17 protein-coding genes are annotated in these 16,217 nt (G+C 37.8%); 3 read left to right on the forward strand and 14 right to left on the reverse strand.

Annotation, left to right across the window (positions count from 1 at the left end; genetic code table 11):
* Nucleotides 1-495: 495 nt before the first annotated feature.
* Complete coding sequence (locus tag OPF91_RS17325; RefSeq protein WP_264990188.1) at nt 496-1,389, reverse strand: nucleotidyltransferase-like protein; 894 nt, start codon at nt 1,387-1,389, stop codon at nt 496-498.
* Between the two features lie 140 nt (nt 1,390-1,529).
* Between OPF91_RS17325 and OPF91_RS17330 the strand changes: the two genes are divergently transcribed.
* Nucleotides 1,530-1,883, forward strand: coding sequence for a YgzB family protein (locus tag OPF91_RS17330; RefSeq protein ID WP_264990189.1), 354 nt, complete (start codon nt 1,530-1,532; stop codon nt 1,881-1,883).
* Nucleotides 1,884-1,907: 24 nt separating this feature from the next.
* Here the strand turns inward: OPF91_RS17330 and perR are convergent, their stop codons facing one another.
* The 3 genes from perR to bcp all read right to left on the reverse strand — a co-directional run bounded on the left by perR (nt 1,908) and on the right by bcp (nt 3,858).
* Nucleotides 1,908-2,351, reverse strand: coding sequence for a peroxide-responsive transcriptional repressor PerR (gene perR, locus OPF91_RS17335; RefSeq protein ID WP_264990190.1), 444 nt, complete (start codon nt 2,349-2,351; stop codon nt 1,908-1,910).
* Between the two features lie 89 nt (nt 2,352-2,440).
* On the reverse strand, nt 2,441-3,385 hold the full coding sequence (locus tag OPF91_RS17340; protein ID WP_264990191.1) for a D-2-hydroxyacid dehydrogenase: 945 nt from the start codon (nt 3,383-3,385) through the stop codon (nt 2,441-2,443).
* Nucleotides 3,382-3,858 carry a thioredoxin-dependent thiol peroxidase gene (bcp, locus tag OPF91_RS17345; protein WP_264990192.1) on the reverse strand — a complete coding sequence of 159 codons (477 nt, stop codon included), beginning with the start codon at nt 3,856-3,858 and terminating at the stop codon, nt 3,382-3,384. The genes OPF91_RS17340 and bcp overlap by 4 nt, the downstream gene beginning before the upstream one ends.
* Before the next feature lie 105 nt (nt 3,859-3,963).
* Between bcp and OPF91_RS17350 the strand changes: the two genes are divergently transcribed.
* Entirely contained in the window at nt 3,964-5,250 is a 1,287-nt protein-coding gene (locus OPF91_RS17350) for a glutamate-1-semialdehyde 2,1-aminomutase (RefSeq protein ID WP_264990193.1), read from the forward strand.
* A 123-nt stretch (nt 5,251-5,373) separates the two neighbouring features.
* Nucleotides 5,374-6,462, forward strand: coding sequence for an FUSC family protein (locus OPF91_RS17355; protein WP_264990194.1), 1,089 nt, complete (start codon nt 5,374-5,376; stop codon nt 6,460-6,462).
* 36 nt (nt 6,463-6,498) lie between these two features.
* Here OPF91_RS17355 and OPF91_RS17360 read toward each other — a convergent pair whose 3' ends face one another.
* The 10 genes from OPF91_RS17360 to OPF91_RS17405 form a co-directional block, all read right to left on the reverse strand.
* The gene (locus OPF91_RS17360) at nt 6,499-7,518 is read right to left on the reverse strand and encodes a toxic anion resistance protein (protein WP_264990195.1); all 1,020 of its coding nucleotides are present in this window, start codon (nt 7,516-7,518) and stop codon (nt 6,499-6,501) included.
* Nucleotides 7,519-7,533: 15 nt separating this feature from the next.
* Complete coding sequence (locus OPF91_RS17365; RefSeq protein WP_264990196.1) at nt 7,534-9,171, reverse strand: YceG family protein; 1,638 nt, start codon at nt 9,169-9,171, stop codon at nt 7,534-7,536.
* Nucleotides 9,172-9,194: 23 nt separating this feature from the next.
* Nucleotides 9,195-9,998, reverse strand: a complete 804-nt coding sequence (locus tag OPF91_RS17370) for an HAD family hydrolase (RefSeq protein WP_264990197.1) — start codon at nt 9,996-9,998, stop codon at nt 9,195-9,197.
* Between the two features lie 10 nt (nt 9,999-10,008).
* Nucleotides 10,009-11,094, reverse strand: a complete 1,086-nt coding sequence (locus OPF91_RS17375; protein ID WP_264990198.1) for a cysteine protease StiP family protein — start codon at nt 11,092-11,094, stop codon at nt 10,009-10,011.
* Entirely contained in the window at nt 11,081-12,424 is a 1,344-nt protein-coding gene (locus OPF91_RS17380; RefSeq protein WP_264990199.1) for a phosphoribosyltransferase family protein, read from the reverse strand. The genes OPF91_RS17375 and OPF91_RS17380 overlap by 14 nt, the downstream gene beginning before the upstream one ends.
* Entirely contained in the window at nt 12,411-13,523 is a 1,113-nt protein-coding gene (locus tag OPF91_RS17385) for an HpcH/HpaI aldolase/citrate lyase family protein (protein ID WP_264990200.1), read from the reverse strand. Before OPF91_RS17385 ends, OPF91_RS17380 begins: the two co-directional genes overlap by 14 nt.
* 77 nt (nt 13,524-13,600) lie before the next feature.
* On the reverse strand, nt 13,601-14,347 hold the full coding sequence (locus OPF91_RS17390) for a TerC family protein (protein ID WP_264990201.1): 747 nt from the start codon (nt 14,345-14,347) through the stop codon (nt 13,601-13,603).
* A 31-nt stretch (nt 14,348-14,378) separates the two neighbouring features.
* Nucleotides 14,379-14,954: a TerD family protein gene (locus OPF91_RS17395; protein WP_264990202.1), complete on the reverse strand. Its 576-nt coding sequence runs from the start codon at nt 14,952-14,954 to the stop codon at nt 14,379-14,381.
* Nucleotides 14,955-14,981: 27 nt separating this feature from the next.
* Entirely contained in the window at nt 14,982-15,563 is a 582-nt protein-coding gene (locus OPF91_RS17400; RefSeq protein WP_264990203.1) for a TerD family protein, read from the reverse strand.
* A gap of 25 nt (nt 15,564-15,588) precedes the next feature.
* A complete protein-coding gene (locus tag OPF91_RS17405; RefSeq protein ID WP_264990204.1) occupies nt 15,589-16,206 on the reverse strand; it encodes a TerD family protein in 618 nt (205 codons plus the stop codon).
* Nucleotides 16,207-16,217 lie beyond the last annotated feature (11 nt).

Below are 16,217 nucleotides of genomic sequence, written 5' to 3' on the forward strand. Positions count from 1 at the left end.
AATTGCTGACGCTATGTTTCACTACGCTTTCGCACAGAAAACATTGCTGGCATCATATTTTGGTATGATGTCCAAAATTGTCTTACTTTATTGATTACGCTTTGTTTGTTCAGTTTTCAAGGTTCATGTTTTATCGTTTTTAGCGACTTCTCTATGTTATCGCTATTCTAACAACATGTCAACAGTTTTTATAAAAACTTTAATTTTGATTTTCAAAAAGAACTGCTATGTTCTTAACGACAATTAATAATATATACTATATACATAATATTCGTCAACAATTTTTTTAAAATACTATTTCCTCCTTAGCTTCTGCTATGTAGCTCATACACTTTTGCCTTATAAAACCCACCACCCTATAGCATATGTCATTACAATACTAGCTGTTTTTTAATCATATGCACCTTTATCTAACCGGTAATAAATATCCCCTAAAATAAAAAATGGCTTGGAGTTACCTCTATTACAAAGGCACTCCAAACTATCTAACACGCATTAATTTCCTCGTATTTTCTCTAGCATCGCTAAATTTACTTTATAATGTCGATGGAAAACTGCTTCACTTTTAGAAATATCTAATTCAGCTAGAATATAGCCTTTCCCAACTAAATATTCAATGAAGACTTCTAAATCTACAGAGTAATTTTTAAGCTCATGATGATCGTGTAATTCCTGAATTGTCCAAAACTCTTTTGTTTGCATCACTTCTAAAATATGTCTTGCTCCATCATCTGTACGTGAATGAATTAAAAATTCACTAGCTAAAAATAACAGCTCTAATCGCTTCTCCAAAGATTCATTGCTTGTTACAAGCTCCTCGTACAACTTATAAATAGCTGGTTCAATCTTCTTTACTTGTGCCCAAACCGTTACTTCTGGGTATAAACCGCTATTAATGATAGATAATCGTCCCAAATAATGTAAAGAATCTACGACATGGCTATAAGCATCTAAATAATGCCCTTTCTCAAAATATTCTTTTCCTTCTAGATAACGACGGATAAGTTTTGAAAATTGAATACCTATCTTGATTTTACGACCATTGAACGGAAACTCTTGCAGTTCAATTTTGAGCTTATGGAAAAATTCATTACGATCAAATAAAACACGCCCAAAGAAAATCCAATCAACCACCTTTTTATTAGAACCAATTAGTAGCCATTTTCTTATTTGTTCTTCTGTAATTGTATGTAAAGCTACTTTATGGTCATCATATGAATAATGTTTTGTGAAAACAGGCTGTATGGCTTCTTTGACAATAATCAATAAGATGGTATCAAACGTATCTGTGACATTACTCCGTTCATTATTTTTTTCAACTAAAATAACACCTAACGTATTCGCTTGGCTCGCTCGTTCTTGATATATCGGACGTAAAACTTGCTCCATTTCTAATCCCCCTCTCTAAATACTCGTGTTAAAAATTCGACATCTCTTCAAAAGATTCCTTCTTTCTAAGCACTCAATGCTAAAACACGAACGACTTATATGGTATAGTAGATTTTAGATTGGGAGGTAGGTTATTTAACATGAAACCTTACAAAAATAAAATCAATAAAATCCGTTCATTTGCTCTAGCACTTATTTTTATAGGCTTTGTGGTTATGTATGGAGGTATCTTCTTTAAAAACCATCCAGTGCTCGTTTTAATTTTCATGACGCTTGGCGTGCTATGTATTATCGGTAGTACAGTTGTTTACGCATGGATTGGACTATTATCAACACGTGCTGTTCAAGTAGAATGTCCAAATTGTCATAAGCATACCAAAGTATTAGGTCGTGTAGATATGTGTATGTATTGCAACGAGCCATTAACATTGGATCCAACACTTGAAGGAAAAGAGTTTGACCAATCTTATAATACCAAGAAAAAAAACTCCTAGCCCATTAAGAAGCTAGGAGTTTTTTCATTGTACATTAGTAGAAACTGCTTTACACGTAGCACAAGTGCCGTATAGTTCTAAACGATGCGAGTGCACATCAAACCCTGTTACTTGCGATGCAAAATGTTCGATTTCATCAAGACCTGGATAATGAAAATCGACTATTTTTCCACAGCATTCACAAATCATATGGTAGTGATCATTTGTCACAAAATCAAAGCGACTAGAGGCATCACCATATGTTAGCTCTTTCACAAGACCGACTTCGCGAAAAACACGCAAATTATTATAAACAGTTGCCACACTCATATTCGGAAATCTGCCTTCAAGAGCTTTGTAAATTTCATCGGCAGTTGGATGTGCCATTGATTGAATTAAATATTCTAAAATCGCATGACGTTGAGGCGTAATGCGTACACCAGTGGTTTTTAACGTGTCAAGTGCATCTTGTAAATGCGTTGTAGACATCGTCATGCACCTCTTTCATAAAGATTATTATTTTATAATTGTTATAATTAGTGTATATAATGAGACTTACTTCTGTCAATATTCAGCTATCAATATCCTCGTGATAAGTCTAGTAAATTTTCTAAATCTCCTTCACCACGTAACCACTTTGCCAAATTCGGTTTAAAAATAGCTAAGCTTCTTTCTACATAACGTGAGGAATGGCTAGAAATATGAGGTGAGATGATAACATTTGGTAACGACCATAAAGGATTATCAGCTGTCAAAGGCTCCTGCTCAAACACATCTAGTACAGCATAGCCAATCTCCTGTGCCTTCATTGCATGCAGCAGTACATGTTCTTCTACTAAATTACCACGTCCAAAGTTCATGAAAATGGCACTATTTTTCATTGCACGGAAATGCACTTCAGTCAGTAAATGTGTTGTTTCCGCTGTCTTTGGTAAAACGGCAATGACAATATCTGCTTGCGGTAAAACATCTGTTAGCTGTGTAAAGTTTGTCATACTGTCCATGTAAGGAGCTGTTTGACCTGAACGATTACAGCCAATTGTTTTGACACCAAATGCTTGCAATAAACGCCCAATCTCTGAGCCGATTGCACCTGGACCTAAAATAAGTGCTGTACTACCATATAATTCAGATTGCTTCGCTTTTTTCGACCATTCACTCTTTTGCTGCTGTTCATATATCCAAGGTATCGCACGCTTCAATGCCAAAATGTGTGCGAGCACGGATTCTGCCATTGGCGTTTTATGAATTCCTCGCACATTCGAGACAATAATACTGCGTTCCATAATCGCCTGTGCTGGTAATTTTTCAATTCCCGCAGAAGCAACGAAAATCCATTTCAAATTAGGTGCATACTGTAGGGCCTCCTCTGTTACATCTTCTCCATATGTAACAAGCACATCTGCTTGGGTCAATTCCTCATGTGATAAACGACGTTCAAACACAAAATGGACTTGTGGAAATTCTGCTAGTAATGACTCACATAAATCAGGTCGTGGTTCAAATGTAAAATAGATTCTCATTGTATTCCCTCCAACTGTGCTAAAAATGTATAAACCTCTTCAATATGATTTTTCACACGCACTTTACGCCAAGATTTAACTAAACAACCTTGTGGATCAATCAAAAATGTTGAACGCTCCACACCCATAAATTCTCGCCCATACATTTTCTTTAACACCCACACACCATAAGCCTCCGCTGTTTGATGTTCACTATCTACTAGTAATGAAAATGGCAAGCCATGTTTATCGATAAATTTTACATGTCGCTTTGCATCATCAAGGCTTACACCAAGTACAACTGCATTTAATCGGCTAAAATCCTCATGTTTATCTCGAAAATCACAAGCCTCCGTTGTGCAGCCCTGTGTCATATCTTTTGGATAAAAGTATAAAATAACATACTTCCCTTGAAAATCAGCTAAGCTCACCATTTCTTCCTTTTCATTAAGCAATGAAAACGCAGGTGCTTTATTTCCTTCTATTAAACTCATCATCATTACCTCCTATACTCTCTCTATTTTACGCTAAAAATCTTTGGATTTCTTGTTATATTAGGTCTACAATAGAGGAGTTATGAAGTTAGGAGGCAACTATTTATGAAACATACAAAATCTGAAACACTGCACGCTGAAGCACTACAACATATTGTGGGTGGTGTAAACAGCCCTTCTCGTTCTTATAAAGGCGTAGGTGGGGGCTCACCTGTCGCAATGGCTCGTGGTAAAGGCGCTTATTTTTGGGATGTAGACGGCAACCGCTATATCGATTATTTAGCGGCTTATGGTCCAATTGTTACTGGACATGGCCATCCACATATCGCAAAGGCAATTACACATGCTGCTGAAAATGGTACGTTATTTGGTACACCAACAGAATATGAAGTAACATTTGCTAAAATGTTAAAAGAAGCGATTCCTTCTATGGATAAGGTACGTTTTAATAATTCTGGTACAGAAGCTGTGATGACCACTATTCGTATTGCTCGTGCTTATACAGGACGCACAAAAATTATGAAGTTCGCTGGTTGCTATCATGGGCACTTCGATTTAGTTTTAGTAGCTGCTGGTTCTGGTCCCGCTACATTAGGTACACCTGATTCAGCAGGTGTGACAACATCAACAGCAGAGGAAGTCATCACAGTGCCATTTAATAATCCTGAAGCATTTATGGAAGCAATGGATAAATGGGGCGAGCAAATTGCTGCGATTTTAATTGAGCCGATTGTTGGAAACTTCGGTATTGTTGAGCCGAACGCTGGCTTCCTTGAGCTAGTACACGCTACAGCTACAGAAAAAGGGGCATTAACGATTCACGATGAGGTCATTACTGCATTCCGCTTCCATTATGGTGGTGCTCAAAATTTACTTGGCTTAACACCTGATTTAACGGCGCTTGGTAAGGTAATCGGTGGGGGCTTACCAATTGGGGCATATGGTGGTCGCAAAGAGGTTATGGATACGGTCGCACCATTAGGGCCAGCCTACCAAGCTGGTACAATGGCTGGTAACCCTGCCTCGATGCAAGCAGGTATTGCCTGCCTAGAAGTGCTACAAACACCAGGTATTTATGATGAAATGGACCGCCTTGGTGCACTACTAGAAGAAGGCATCTTAGCGGCTGCACAAAAACATCATGTCACAATTACTGTCAATCGTTTAAAAGGCGCATTAACAATTTACTTTACAGACGTGAAAGTTGAAAATTATGAGCAAGCGGAAAATTCAAATGGTGAAATTTTTGGTCGCTTCTTTAAATTAATGTTAGCGCAAGGTATTAATTTAGCACCTTCTAAATATGAGGCATGGTTCTTAACTACCGAACATACAGAAGCAGATATTCATGAAACGATTCAAGCTGTCGATTACGCATTTTCACAGTTATAAAGAAAACGACGACTCTTACATACTAGGAGTCGTTTTTTCATGGCATATCCATGTATTTTCTGAGCACTTCCCCTTATAATGTATAGAAGTTGAATTTTGATATAGAAAGGACAGCTATCGTCTATGAAATTAGGTGCCCGTATATTTAAAACAGGTGTCGCCATTGTTTTCGCCTTATTTGCAGCAGAACTATTGCACTTACCATCTCCTGTCTTTGCTGGTATTGCAGCTATTTTTGCTATTCAACCATCCATTTATCGCTCCTATCAAACCATTGTAGAGCAAATACAAGCAAATATCATTGGTGCTACAATTGCCGTAAGCTTTGGCTTACTTTTCGGCCATCATGTTGTCGCCATTGGTATTGCAGTCATTATAACACTCGGCTTAATGATAAAATTTAAGCTAGAAAAATCTTTATCATTAGCACTTGTAACGGTTGTAGCGATTATGGAAATTCAAGGAGATGACTTCTTGACATTCGGTTTAATTCGCTTTACAACGATCTTAGTTGGGGTACTTGCAGCTTTTATCGTCAACCTATTTTTCTTACCACCGAAATATGAGGCAAAGCTATTTCATAAAATTTATATGTTACAGGATGATATTATTCGTTGGACTCGATTAGCTGTACGACAAGCATCTGAACATACATCCACAAAAGCTGCTTTAAGTAAATTTAAAGGTCGTATGACACGTGTTGACCTATTATATGAATTGTATAAAGAAGAACGTAATTACTTAAAACATAAAACGTACGTGAAAGCCCGCAAGCTCGTTGTCTATCGTCAAATGATTGTTACTTCTAAAAAAAGCTTGGAGTTATTGCAACGCTTGCATAAGCATGAAAATGAATTAGCACCATTACCGACGCAATTTCATCTCATGATTCAGGAACGTTTGGATTTTTTGCTCACCTATCACGAACAGCTCTTGCTGAAATATACAGGCAAGCTCAAGCCCGAGCATTCCGAATGGAGTAAAAATATCGATTACATTCAGCGTAATGAATTAATGGAAATTTTCATTCAACAAATAACGGTAGCTCGTGAAGAAGATGAGACGGAGTTTTCAAGCTATCACTTGCTTTATATTTTATCTCGTATTTTAGATTATGAGGAAAACCTAGAGCATCTAGATACACTCATCGTGTCCTATCAAAATTACCATGGGCAAGAGCTTGACGTAGAGTTAGAGGAGGATTTTTCATAATCAAAATCCCTGTCACAGCAGTGAACAGGGATTTTCTTATGGCTGTAATGTCATTAATTGTTGCTCGATTTGTTGTTGCTTTGTTGTTTGCTCATCACGTAATTGACGATAGTCTGCAATGCCAATCATCAGTGTCTCCCAAATATCCTCAAGCGATAGTGTGCTGTCTGTTTGCTGAGCCATCATCATGCTTAATTGCACAGCGTCTGCATTAGCACCGCCAAATTGATGCATTCGTTTTTCAAATGCTGCGGCAGAATTTTGCTGTAATTGCTGTTTTTTATTTTGAATCGCATTCATCATCCCCAGTTTAAAGACAGGAATGGTCTTCACAAAGGCATTGTTAATTTGCTCGATTAATTGATGATTGCCTTGACGTAGCATTTCAATTTGTGGTGCTGCTAAAATCGCCACCATACGTGATTTTTCAAGCTCATCTATTTTCTGTGCTAATAACTCAGCACTATTTTGTAAAGTCGTCAGTTCCATTTGAGCCATTTGATTACCTGACATACTTTGCTTTTCATACATCGGCATTAAAGTTGTTTGTATTTCCTCTAGTTTCATCTCCGCTGCCACACTGTATTTCTCCAATTCCAAATAATACTGGATGTCTTCATTATACAATTGAGCAAGCATTCGATTATCCTGTGCTAATGTATCTTCCATTACAACAAATTGATAATGGATTTTCTCAATATCTCGACTAATAATAGGATAACTCGCCAATATATCTTCCTCTTTTTTGGCAGGTCGTTTAAAAAACTTTTTGAAAAAGCCTTTTTCCTCTGTCGACTCTTGACGATCAAATTTCACAAGTAAGTCTTCTAATTGCTTCAATAATGCACTGGAGTCATTTGCCTTGGAAGTCGCTAACATTTGCAACATTCGATCAGAAAATTGTGCTAACTTTATCGCAGGCTCTTTCCCTAGTGCCATCACATCCATCTGATTTTTAATATTGAGATGATTGGCGATTTGTTGTACTTCCGCACTTTGTCGTAATTGTTGTTTGACCGTTACTGCTAATTCAGGGGTTAACTGTTCAAGCCTCACGATAAGCCCTCCTCCTCACGAATCAAAAAAGCGATTAAATAATTTCTTTATACCCTTTTCGGCTGTTGGCTTTTGTTTTTTAGGTGCTTCATACTGTAGGTCAAATACCATTTGCTCTAAACGATGCACATCAAACGTATCTTCTTGTAAATGCTTTTCCATATCTAATTGCCCTGTTGGATTGTAATGAACAATGTCCACACCAAAGCGATTCAAAAATGCTAATAGCACAACATCTTCACGGGTTAACATAGGTTGCTCTGGCGCTTGATAGAGCACGATTTTAGGTATATCTTGCGCATAATCAAAGCCTTGTAGCAGTCGCAATATTTCTTCAGGAATCATGGTTAGTTGCTTAAATACAAATAATTGCAGTTCATATAAAGATTCATTTGGTTGTTGCTTCAATATTGGCTGCTCACAAACCATTTTCATCGTATATGCAATAGCTCGCTGTAGCTCAAATGTCAACGTATCATATTGCCACCAATCGCTTTGCATAATGCGGTCCACAGATAATTCTCCATTTACTAAGCAATGCTGATAGTGGAAATGAAAATTAGCTTTACTTGTTTTTGTATATGGGAATTTTTGCACAAATAAAGTAAACGGACTAACTACTAGCTGATGAAGCATATCCCAATAGTCTTCCCGTCTATTCGTCACACCACTCACTTTCGCAAAAATAACAGGAATCACGATTTCTTGATTTACAACCTCAAAGCTAGGGCGAACCATCGCTTTTTCATGGGCATAAATCAAAATGTCATCATAGGTCATACGCAATGTTAATGCACGTGGCATACACTCCTGAAACTGCCATGCGCGATAAACACCTGATGACTGATTGTGCATTAATTGCTCAAAATGCTGACTAGAACGGTAGCCCACTGTTGCCTGACGATCACGTAATTTATCAGGGAATGGCTGTAATGCTGTTTGGTTCACATAATCATGTGTAATCGAAAAAGCATTTGTTGTATCAATGCCAGCAAATGCATCATCCTTATTTGGATGAAAAATTAACACATCACAGCCAAGTTCCATCAATAATAATAAAAAGTAACTTTGGCTCAACGTCAACTCCCCATACCAAACAACCTTCGGAAAATCATCTGTTGGGCTCATTTCCTTTGTCCAAATAATCCAATGATTTTTAAGCCACTTCACCATATCAATTAAGAAACGCCTGAACTCATTCGACATTAACCCTAATGCTTGCTGTTGTTGAAAACGTTCGACTACTCGAATCGTCGCAAGCTGTAAATGGCGATTTATCTCCGTATGATCATGCTTGGGTATTAACTGATGCCCATACATCATGGCAATTAATCGATTAATGGATAAACCTTTTGATGTTTGCTGGTGCTGCGATAGAATATGCTGTAATGCTTGAAAATCCTGCTGTTCAATATGCTTATTCAATTCTTCGCTTAAAATATGAATAGTAGGTTGCTGTGCCAAAGTATATAGCTGATTAAAATAGTCATCCTCTTCTACAGGCACACCAAGTACACGCACTGCAATACGACTAAATTGAATATGCTGTGCTGTTTCTTCATAAAATGGTCGATTTTTCGGTGAATCTTGAAACGCTTGGAGCCAATCCATTGGCTCTCGCTCCAAAATTGCTTGTATTGCTCGTACTTGCATACAAACGCCACCTCCCCTGAAATTTACTTTGTTGCTAATTGTAAAACTGCTTCTAATAGCTCCTTCGTAAATGCTTCTCCACTTTTTCTGGAATAGGTTGTATGTGGTAATGAACATTGTTGCATCTCTTGCACATCTCCATGATGAGGCGTATAAGCTATATCAGCGATTGCCATCATGCCATAGTCCAAAATGGAATCTCCTGCTGCTACGTGTAAATTATATGTACCAAATTGTTCCTTCAAATACGTAACTGCTGCCTCCTTTGTTAGCACATGGGGCATTATATATAATTTCCGACCATGTAGTAACACATACCATCCTTGCTCTGCCAATTGTTGCGTAATGGTTTGTAGCTCATCTAGTTGAAGAGCTTCTCTATCTATATAATGTACAGCAAATAAGTAATCTACATACTCGGAACGCTGTAGCCATCGACTTGATTGAAAAGCTTGAAATTGTTTTTCCATAGCTGCATGAGATATAGCTGAATCCTCTATTCGTTGACGTAATAGCTTTTCCCATGTTGCATCTGGTTGACCATCTATTAATATTGTACCGCCATTACTCGTAATCGCAAAAGTAGGCTGTAATTCTTTCATCAAACCAATACGTTCATATAAATGGCGTGCACGTGTCGTGACAGGTACAAATTGTGTGCACTGCCTTACTTGTTGCAATAAAGGAATCGTAGCCTCTGTCATCATACTTAAAGGTGCTTGCTCTTTATATTCTACAACAATTGTATTGGTCGCTGGTGGGTATCGATGAAACATACGATTCGAATAAATAAGTGTTCGATCTAAATCCGATGTAAATAATAGCATACCCTTCCTCCTACAATTCCTTAATTAAGCCACAGCATGCATAAGCCATATCCACATATTCCTCAACCTCTATATCTCGTTCCTTAGCTAATAATAAAATAGGCTGTAGTTCATTGATGTACTGCGGATTAATTAAAATTTTCCACGGTACACGTCGCAATAACACACGTGTCGTTTCACCAATACCAGGCTTAATGAAATGGCTATTGTGAATTTCAAACGTTTGCTGGATTTTTTGAATGTCCTGCATTCCTTGCCATGTAATAGTTCCTTGCTCTAACGTATGTTGTTGCACTGCTTGCTGTACCTTTTCAAAATAGGCTGTAATACGATTAAGATAAAAATTAGAGACATCTACATCCTGTAGTTCTACATAATATTTAGCTCCATGAAAATCATCTGCAGCCAATAAATTCGTGTTCAACACGGTGCGGCTAACCAAGCCTGAAACGGTTGCATTTAAACAAGCAGAGGGAATTAAAAAATCTGTACGTGTGCCAAAAATAGTCGCACAATGACCGGGATCTGCAAGAACTGCTAATGCCGCATCCAATTTGTCCTCGTAGCGAGCATTCCACTTATTACATGAGGCTAACAATTCCTGTGTAATCGCCCCTTTACCTGTCCAGCCATCAATAAATTGAATACTCGCCTGTGGATGCTGTGCAAATATGTAACGAATTGCTGTTTCATCAATGCCCTTCCCACGAATAATCGATATCGAATAATGCGGTATATTGATATGATGATAGATGTACAAATAACGTTTGAGTAAAATACCTACAGGTGTACCTGCTCTTGCTAAACTCACTAACACTAATCGCTCGACATCATGTCTGTCAGCAATTTGCCGTGCTACCACGCCAATAGCTACTGCCACACGCTCTGCATGGGATTCCAATGTGTTATAAAATAGCTTCATATAGGCTGTAGTTGGTTGATATTCGACAGGTAACATTTCAGAGTAATGAGTACCTGCTTGAATCAGTTGCTCACGCTTATCATTTGTAATCTCTAATGCTGCATTACTTAGGTCACGTAATAAAAAAGTGACATCCTCTGCTACATAACTGCCCATTTGATCAGGCTGTTTCATCATGAATTCCTCCCGTCATACATACGACATGTATCGTGGCTGTACTAACCGATTGTAGTGCACTTACAGTTTGAGCTACTATCTCTTTATTGGCTATACGTTCAACAATTAGGAAAAGTTCCGAATATGGACGATTTTGTATATTGTATAAATAATTGACGATGCCATTATTCTCTGGGCTATCAAAGGCAATCTTCTCTTTGATTGTATATTCTTCTTTATTTGTACAGTAAATCGGACTACGAGTTGTTGATTGGAAATAGACTTGATCTCCGAGTGTAGCAGCAATTTGCATCGGTACATACATAAATTCTCCTGTGCCAATGACTAATGCTGGCCCTGTCGTTCGCAACTTTTTCAATTGCTCCGCTACTTTTATACATGTTTCTTTTTGTAGCCGTTGCTGTGGCGCTGTTAATAAAAATCGACCTGTTGCTACTAAATAAGGTTGTTGGTTTTCTGTACCATTCTCTGCGATAGAACGATAATGTAATTTGTCCATAGGTTCTTCTATGTCAATCAATTCCTGTTGTTGTATATCATGCCTAATGTGTTGAGGTTGTGGCACTGTTAAAACAGGCTCCCCCTGACAATGAAAATAGCCTCGCATAAGTGCTAAAAAATGAATTTCTATATCCCATTGCTGCTCCAATTGCATAAAATAAGCCTGCTGCTGTTCAGAACGCCAATCTAAAATCGACAATACCGTATAATGCTTAACATGTGGAAATTTCTTTCTAAGTGTTTCCACAATATTAATAATCGTATTTCCAGTTGTAATTTCATCATCAATCAACACAATGCGTTGTGCCTGCATGAGTCGTTCAGGCTCTACTGCATAGATACGATGGCTCGTAGCATGTGAATGTTCCTCCTCAAATGTCACAAATGGTTCGATATCAGGTAAAAACTCTCTTGTTGTATGAATATACATGGCATTTTCACAAAATGTATCAAATACAGCATGCCCTAAAGCAGTAGCTGTTTCAGCAAAGCCAATAAAAAGAGTTGCTTCTGGTAATTGGAATGCTGGCTGAAATGCAAATAATCCCTCTTTCAATGCTTGTGCCAGTAAAACAGCTTCCTCAACCTCTTGTCCAAGCCGTTGCTGATAATACATAGTTGCAAGCAATGCCCCTGTTAATAAAGGAATTTGTGGACGCACCGCCAAATGCTTGCCAAGTACAGTACTCACAAATAAAAACTGCCTTTTTTTATTAATACGTGCTGCCATTTGAAACAAATCAGTAGGTGCAAACAAATACGGATTATGTGTCACAGTAATATCTATCTCATAGTTTGGTAAAATTGTGTATTTATTTTTCTGCATACTTAGATTCTCCTACCTCCTCATATTTCAACAGTGCTGTCTGCTCTACAGATTCATGCAAAACACCATAAATACGAGCTAAATGCATGATTTTTTGTGCCCATCTCATATGTGGCTTAATTTCATTCATTTTATTAGCATTATAGCTTTTGAAAACACCTTGTTGCCCATCATTTCTTTCCACAATATCGCAAGCATCCATATAATCTTCATATGAAACTGCATAAAGTGCTTGTACAATGCGAATATGGCTTGGGTGAATAATCGTTTTCCCTAATAAGCCATTTTGTTTATCTAATATAACTTCCTTCATTAACCCCTCTGTAACAGTATTTTTTGCATGCAGGTATTCCCATACAGGTCCAGAAATAACAAAGCCGTCTTCCTCACGCCCTAAAACATTGACAATGTCGGCAATACAATCTTGCATCATCCCAATATCGTAAATGGTTGCATCCATTTGACGACGAATACCATAAATACCACAAAAATCAGTAGCACCTATGCGTACATTCAATACACGCTCTCGATGTTGTTGCAAAATCTGTTTGACTGCACATAATGCGTCCATACGTGATTCTTTATAAATAATTTCTCTGCTTTCTAAAATAGGCATCCCGTATAAAGTAAGCTCATATTGCTCAATAATTTGCTCCAATACAGTAAAATAGGCTTGCCCATTCGTAGCAGTAAACTTTGGGAAAACATAGCCTGTCAATACTTTCTGTTGCTCTCCCAATGCCGTCGCTAAAAGTTGTAGTTGTTCCACACTGCGCACACGAATAAAAATCAGTGGTAACTGTTCAGCAGTAATTTCTTGTCCACAATAGAGCGTATAAAGTTGCCTAATATCTCGCACTACCTTTTCTTCGCATGCCACCACCTCTTTGTCCCCTACAGCATCTTCTAAATCAATAACAAAAGAAGTCAAATTCGGATATTTTCGAGATTGAACCATCTCTACAATTGACGGCATTGATGCAGGCATATACAAAGTCGCCCCAAGTGCATAAGCTAAAATCGCTGGCGCATCCCATTTCGTAAACGATTGTGGCTGCTGATAAAAAACAGTGTTAGCTGCTGTTGAAAAATATTGCATAAAACGTTCTTCCTTTCTTCATCCTTATGAAAAAACACTGTGCCAGCCTGCTTGAAGCAAACTGACACAGTGCCTTGTTATGCAGCTGTTTTCTTCTTTAGTTTATGGACAATAAATGTCGCTACAAATGCCACGATTAAAATGGCGAAGAATGCTTCATGTGATAAATGGAATCCAAAAACACTCGCAAACATTTTTAATGCAATAATCGCAATTAAAATATACGCAGTTGTTTCTAGCTCGGGTACACGTTCAATCAATGTTAAAAATACACCAGCGATTGTTCGCATCATAATAATTCCTAATATACCACCTAATAATAGAACCCATACTTGATCTGAAATCGCAAATGCTGCTAATATGGAATCCACTGAAAAGGCAATATCCATCAATTCAACTGAAATAACGGTTGCCCAAAACGTACCAAACACACGAACTAACAAGCCAGCTTTCTTAAATTCTTTTCCTTCATCCTCGTCACCGCCACGATTTTTAAAATGCATAATGGCTAGCCACAGTAAATAGGTCGCACCAATTACTTTCACAATGGCGAATTTAACTAAGTAGACCCCAATACCAATAAAGATGAATCGAAAGAAGTATGCACCGAACATACCATACATCAGTGCTTTTTTCCGCTGACGAGCTGGAAGATGCTTCACAAGCACCGCTAATACTAATGCATTATCCGCAGAAAGCAAACCTTCCATTATAATTAATGAAAAGATAAGCCCCCAAGCTACAGGGTCTGTCAATACTTCTCCCCACATCTGCCAGTCAAAAAACTGCGCATATGTATTTAATATTTCACGAATAATGTCCAATCATATTCCTCCATTACGTGACAGTTAACTGTTACTGTAACCCGTAAGCATTTACTAATGCAGCTAAGCCACCTTGATAGCCTGATCCAACCGCTGCAAATTTCCATTCTCCATTATTACGATATAGTTCACAGAACACAACTGCCGTTTCAATGCTGAAATCTTCACCTAAATCGTAACGTAGCACTTCAGCACCTGTATCCTCATTTGTCAGTCGAACATAGGCATTTAACACTTGCCCAAAATTTTGTCTGCGTCCCTCTGCATCATAAATAGTTACAGTCACTACGATTTTGTCAATTTGAGGAGATACTTGCTTTAAATTAACAAGAATTTTTTCATCATCTCCATCGCCCTCACCAGTACGGTTATCGCCTGTATGCACAACAGATTGATCTACGCTTGCCAAATTATTGTAAAAGATAAAGTCTTGTTCATTACGGCATTTTCCAGAGGCATCTAGTAAAAAAACAGAGGCATCTAAGTCAAAATCTTGCCCACCATCGAATTGTTTTACATCCCAGCCCAAGCCAATACCTACATTGTTTAAACTAGGATCTTGTTTCGTTAAATCAATACGTTGTCCTTTACTTAACTGAATAGCCACGATTAAAAATCTCCCTTCAATGATATATTAGTTGACAGCTAAGCCATAGTCACTACAAAGTGCAGCTAATCCACCTTGGTAGCCAGCGCCAATTGCATTGAATTTCCATTCTCCATTATGGCGATATAATTCACCAACCACAATTGCTGTTTCAATACTAAAATCTTCACCTAAATCATAACGAATTAGCTCTTCATTTGTTGCTTCATTGACAATACGAATGTATGCGTTAGATACCATACCAAAGTTTTGATTACGTGTATCCGCATCATGGATTGTTACAGTGAACGCTAGTCGTTGGATATGTGCTGGTACTTCTGCTAGTGATACTTTCACAACCTCATCATCCCCATCACCAACACCTGTTAAATTGTCACCTGAATGGACAACAGAACCATTACCGCCTGTCGTATTATTATAGAAAATAAAGTCATTTTGATCGGCTACTTTTCCTGTATCGGCAAGTAAAAAGATAGACGAATCTAAATCAAAATCATTACCACCATCATATTTATTTGTATCCCAGCCTAAACCAACAACTACATTTTTCAACCCTGGGTTTGTTTTTGTTAAATCAACCTTTTGTCCTTTTTGCAATGAAATAGCCATACTATTATTCCTCCTCTAGTTTTAATTATTGATAGCGTCTGACAACATCGCCAAGTTTTAAATCATTTGTACCTGAGCCTACCGCTGCAAATTTCCACTCTGTTTCATGACGGTAAATTTCACCACAAATAAGTGATGTTAAATTAGAATAATCATCTGTTAAACTGTAGCGAATCAACTCATTATTTGTACGATCATCATAGACACGAATATACGCATTTTGAATCATGCCAAAGTGTTGGTTACGTCCAGCCGCATCATAAATATTCACCACAAATACTAATTTATTATATGCTGATGGTACAGCCGATAAGTCAATTGTAATTACTTCATCGTCGCCATCACCATCACCTGTTAAATTATCGCCTGAATGTTGCACAGAGCCACAATTACTTGTTAGCTTACCAAAGTAAATAACATCTTCTCCAGCTACAATTTTATCATCCCGTAGCATCAATACAGAAGCATCACAGTCAATATTGCGTCCACTGCCACTATTACCGCCTGAGAACAAACCTCCTAAGAAGCCACCACTTTTCTTTTCAGCTACTGGGTCCCAGCCTAAACCAACTTTAATTTTTGTTAAGCCTGCGTTTCCTTTCGTTAAATCTACACGCTGCCCCTTTTGTAAATTAATCGCCAATGACAACACCC

This window comes from Lysinibacillus piscis, from assembly GCF_026012395.1.
Lineage (GTDB): Bacteria > Bacillota > Bacilli > Bacillales_A > Planococcaceae > Lysinibacillus > Lysinibacillus piscis.

Coding starts and splice junctions, on each gene's coding strand:
- OPF91_RS17400 (WP_264990203.1), bottom strand. CDS start 15,563: ATGGCTATTTCATTGCAAAAAGGACAAAAGGTTGATTTAACAAAAACA.
- OPF91_RS17380 (WP_264990199.1), bottom strand. CDS start 12,424: ATGCAGAAAAATAAATACACAATTTTACCAAACTATGAGATAGATATT.
- OPF91_RS17370 (WP_264990197.1), bottom strand. CDS start 9,998: ATGCTATTATTTACATCGGATTTAGATCGAACACTTATTTATTCGAAT.
- OPF91_RS17355 (WP_264990194.1), top strand. CDS start 5,374: ATGAAATTAGGTGCCCGTATATTTAAAACAGGTGTCGCCATTGTTTTC.
- OPF91_RS17340 (WP_264990191.1), bottom strand. CDS start 3,385: ATGAGAATCTATTTTACATTTGAACCACGACCTGATTTATGTGAGTCA.
- OPF91_RS17365 (WP_264990196.1), bottom strand. CDS start 9,171: ATGCAAGTACGAGCAATACAAGCAATTTTGGAGCGAGAGCCAATGGAT.
- bcp (WP_264990192.1), bottom strand. CDS start 3,858: ATGAGTTTAATAGAAGGAAATAAAGCACCTGCGTTTTCATTGCTTAAT.
- perR (WP_264990190.1), bottom strand. CDS start 2,351: ATGTCTACAACGCATTTACAAGATGCACTTGACACGTTAAAAACCACT.
- OPF91_RS17330 (WP_264990189.1), top strand. CDS start 1,530: ATGAAACCTTACAAAAATAAAATCAATAAAATCCGTTCATTTGCTCTA.
- OPF91_RS17325 (WP_264990188.1), bottom strand. CDS start 1,389: ATGGAGCAAGTTTTACGTCCGATATATCAAGAACGAGCGAGCCAAGCG.
- OPF91_RS17375 (WP_264990198.1), bottom strand. CDS start 11,094: ATGAAACAGCCTGATCAAATGGGCAGTTATGTAGCAGAGGATGTCACT.
- OPF91_RS17385 (WP_264990200.1), bottom strand. CDS start 13,523: ATGCAATATTTTTCAACAGCAGCTAACACTGTTTTTTATCAGCAGCCA.
- OPF91_RS17350 (WP_264990193.1), top strand. CDS start 3,964: ATGAAACATACAAAATCTGAAACACTGCACGCTGAAGCACTACAACAT.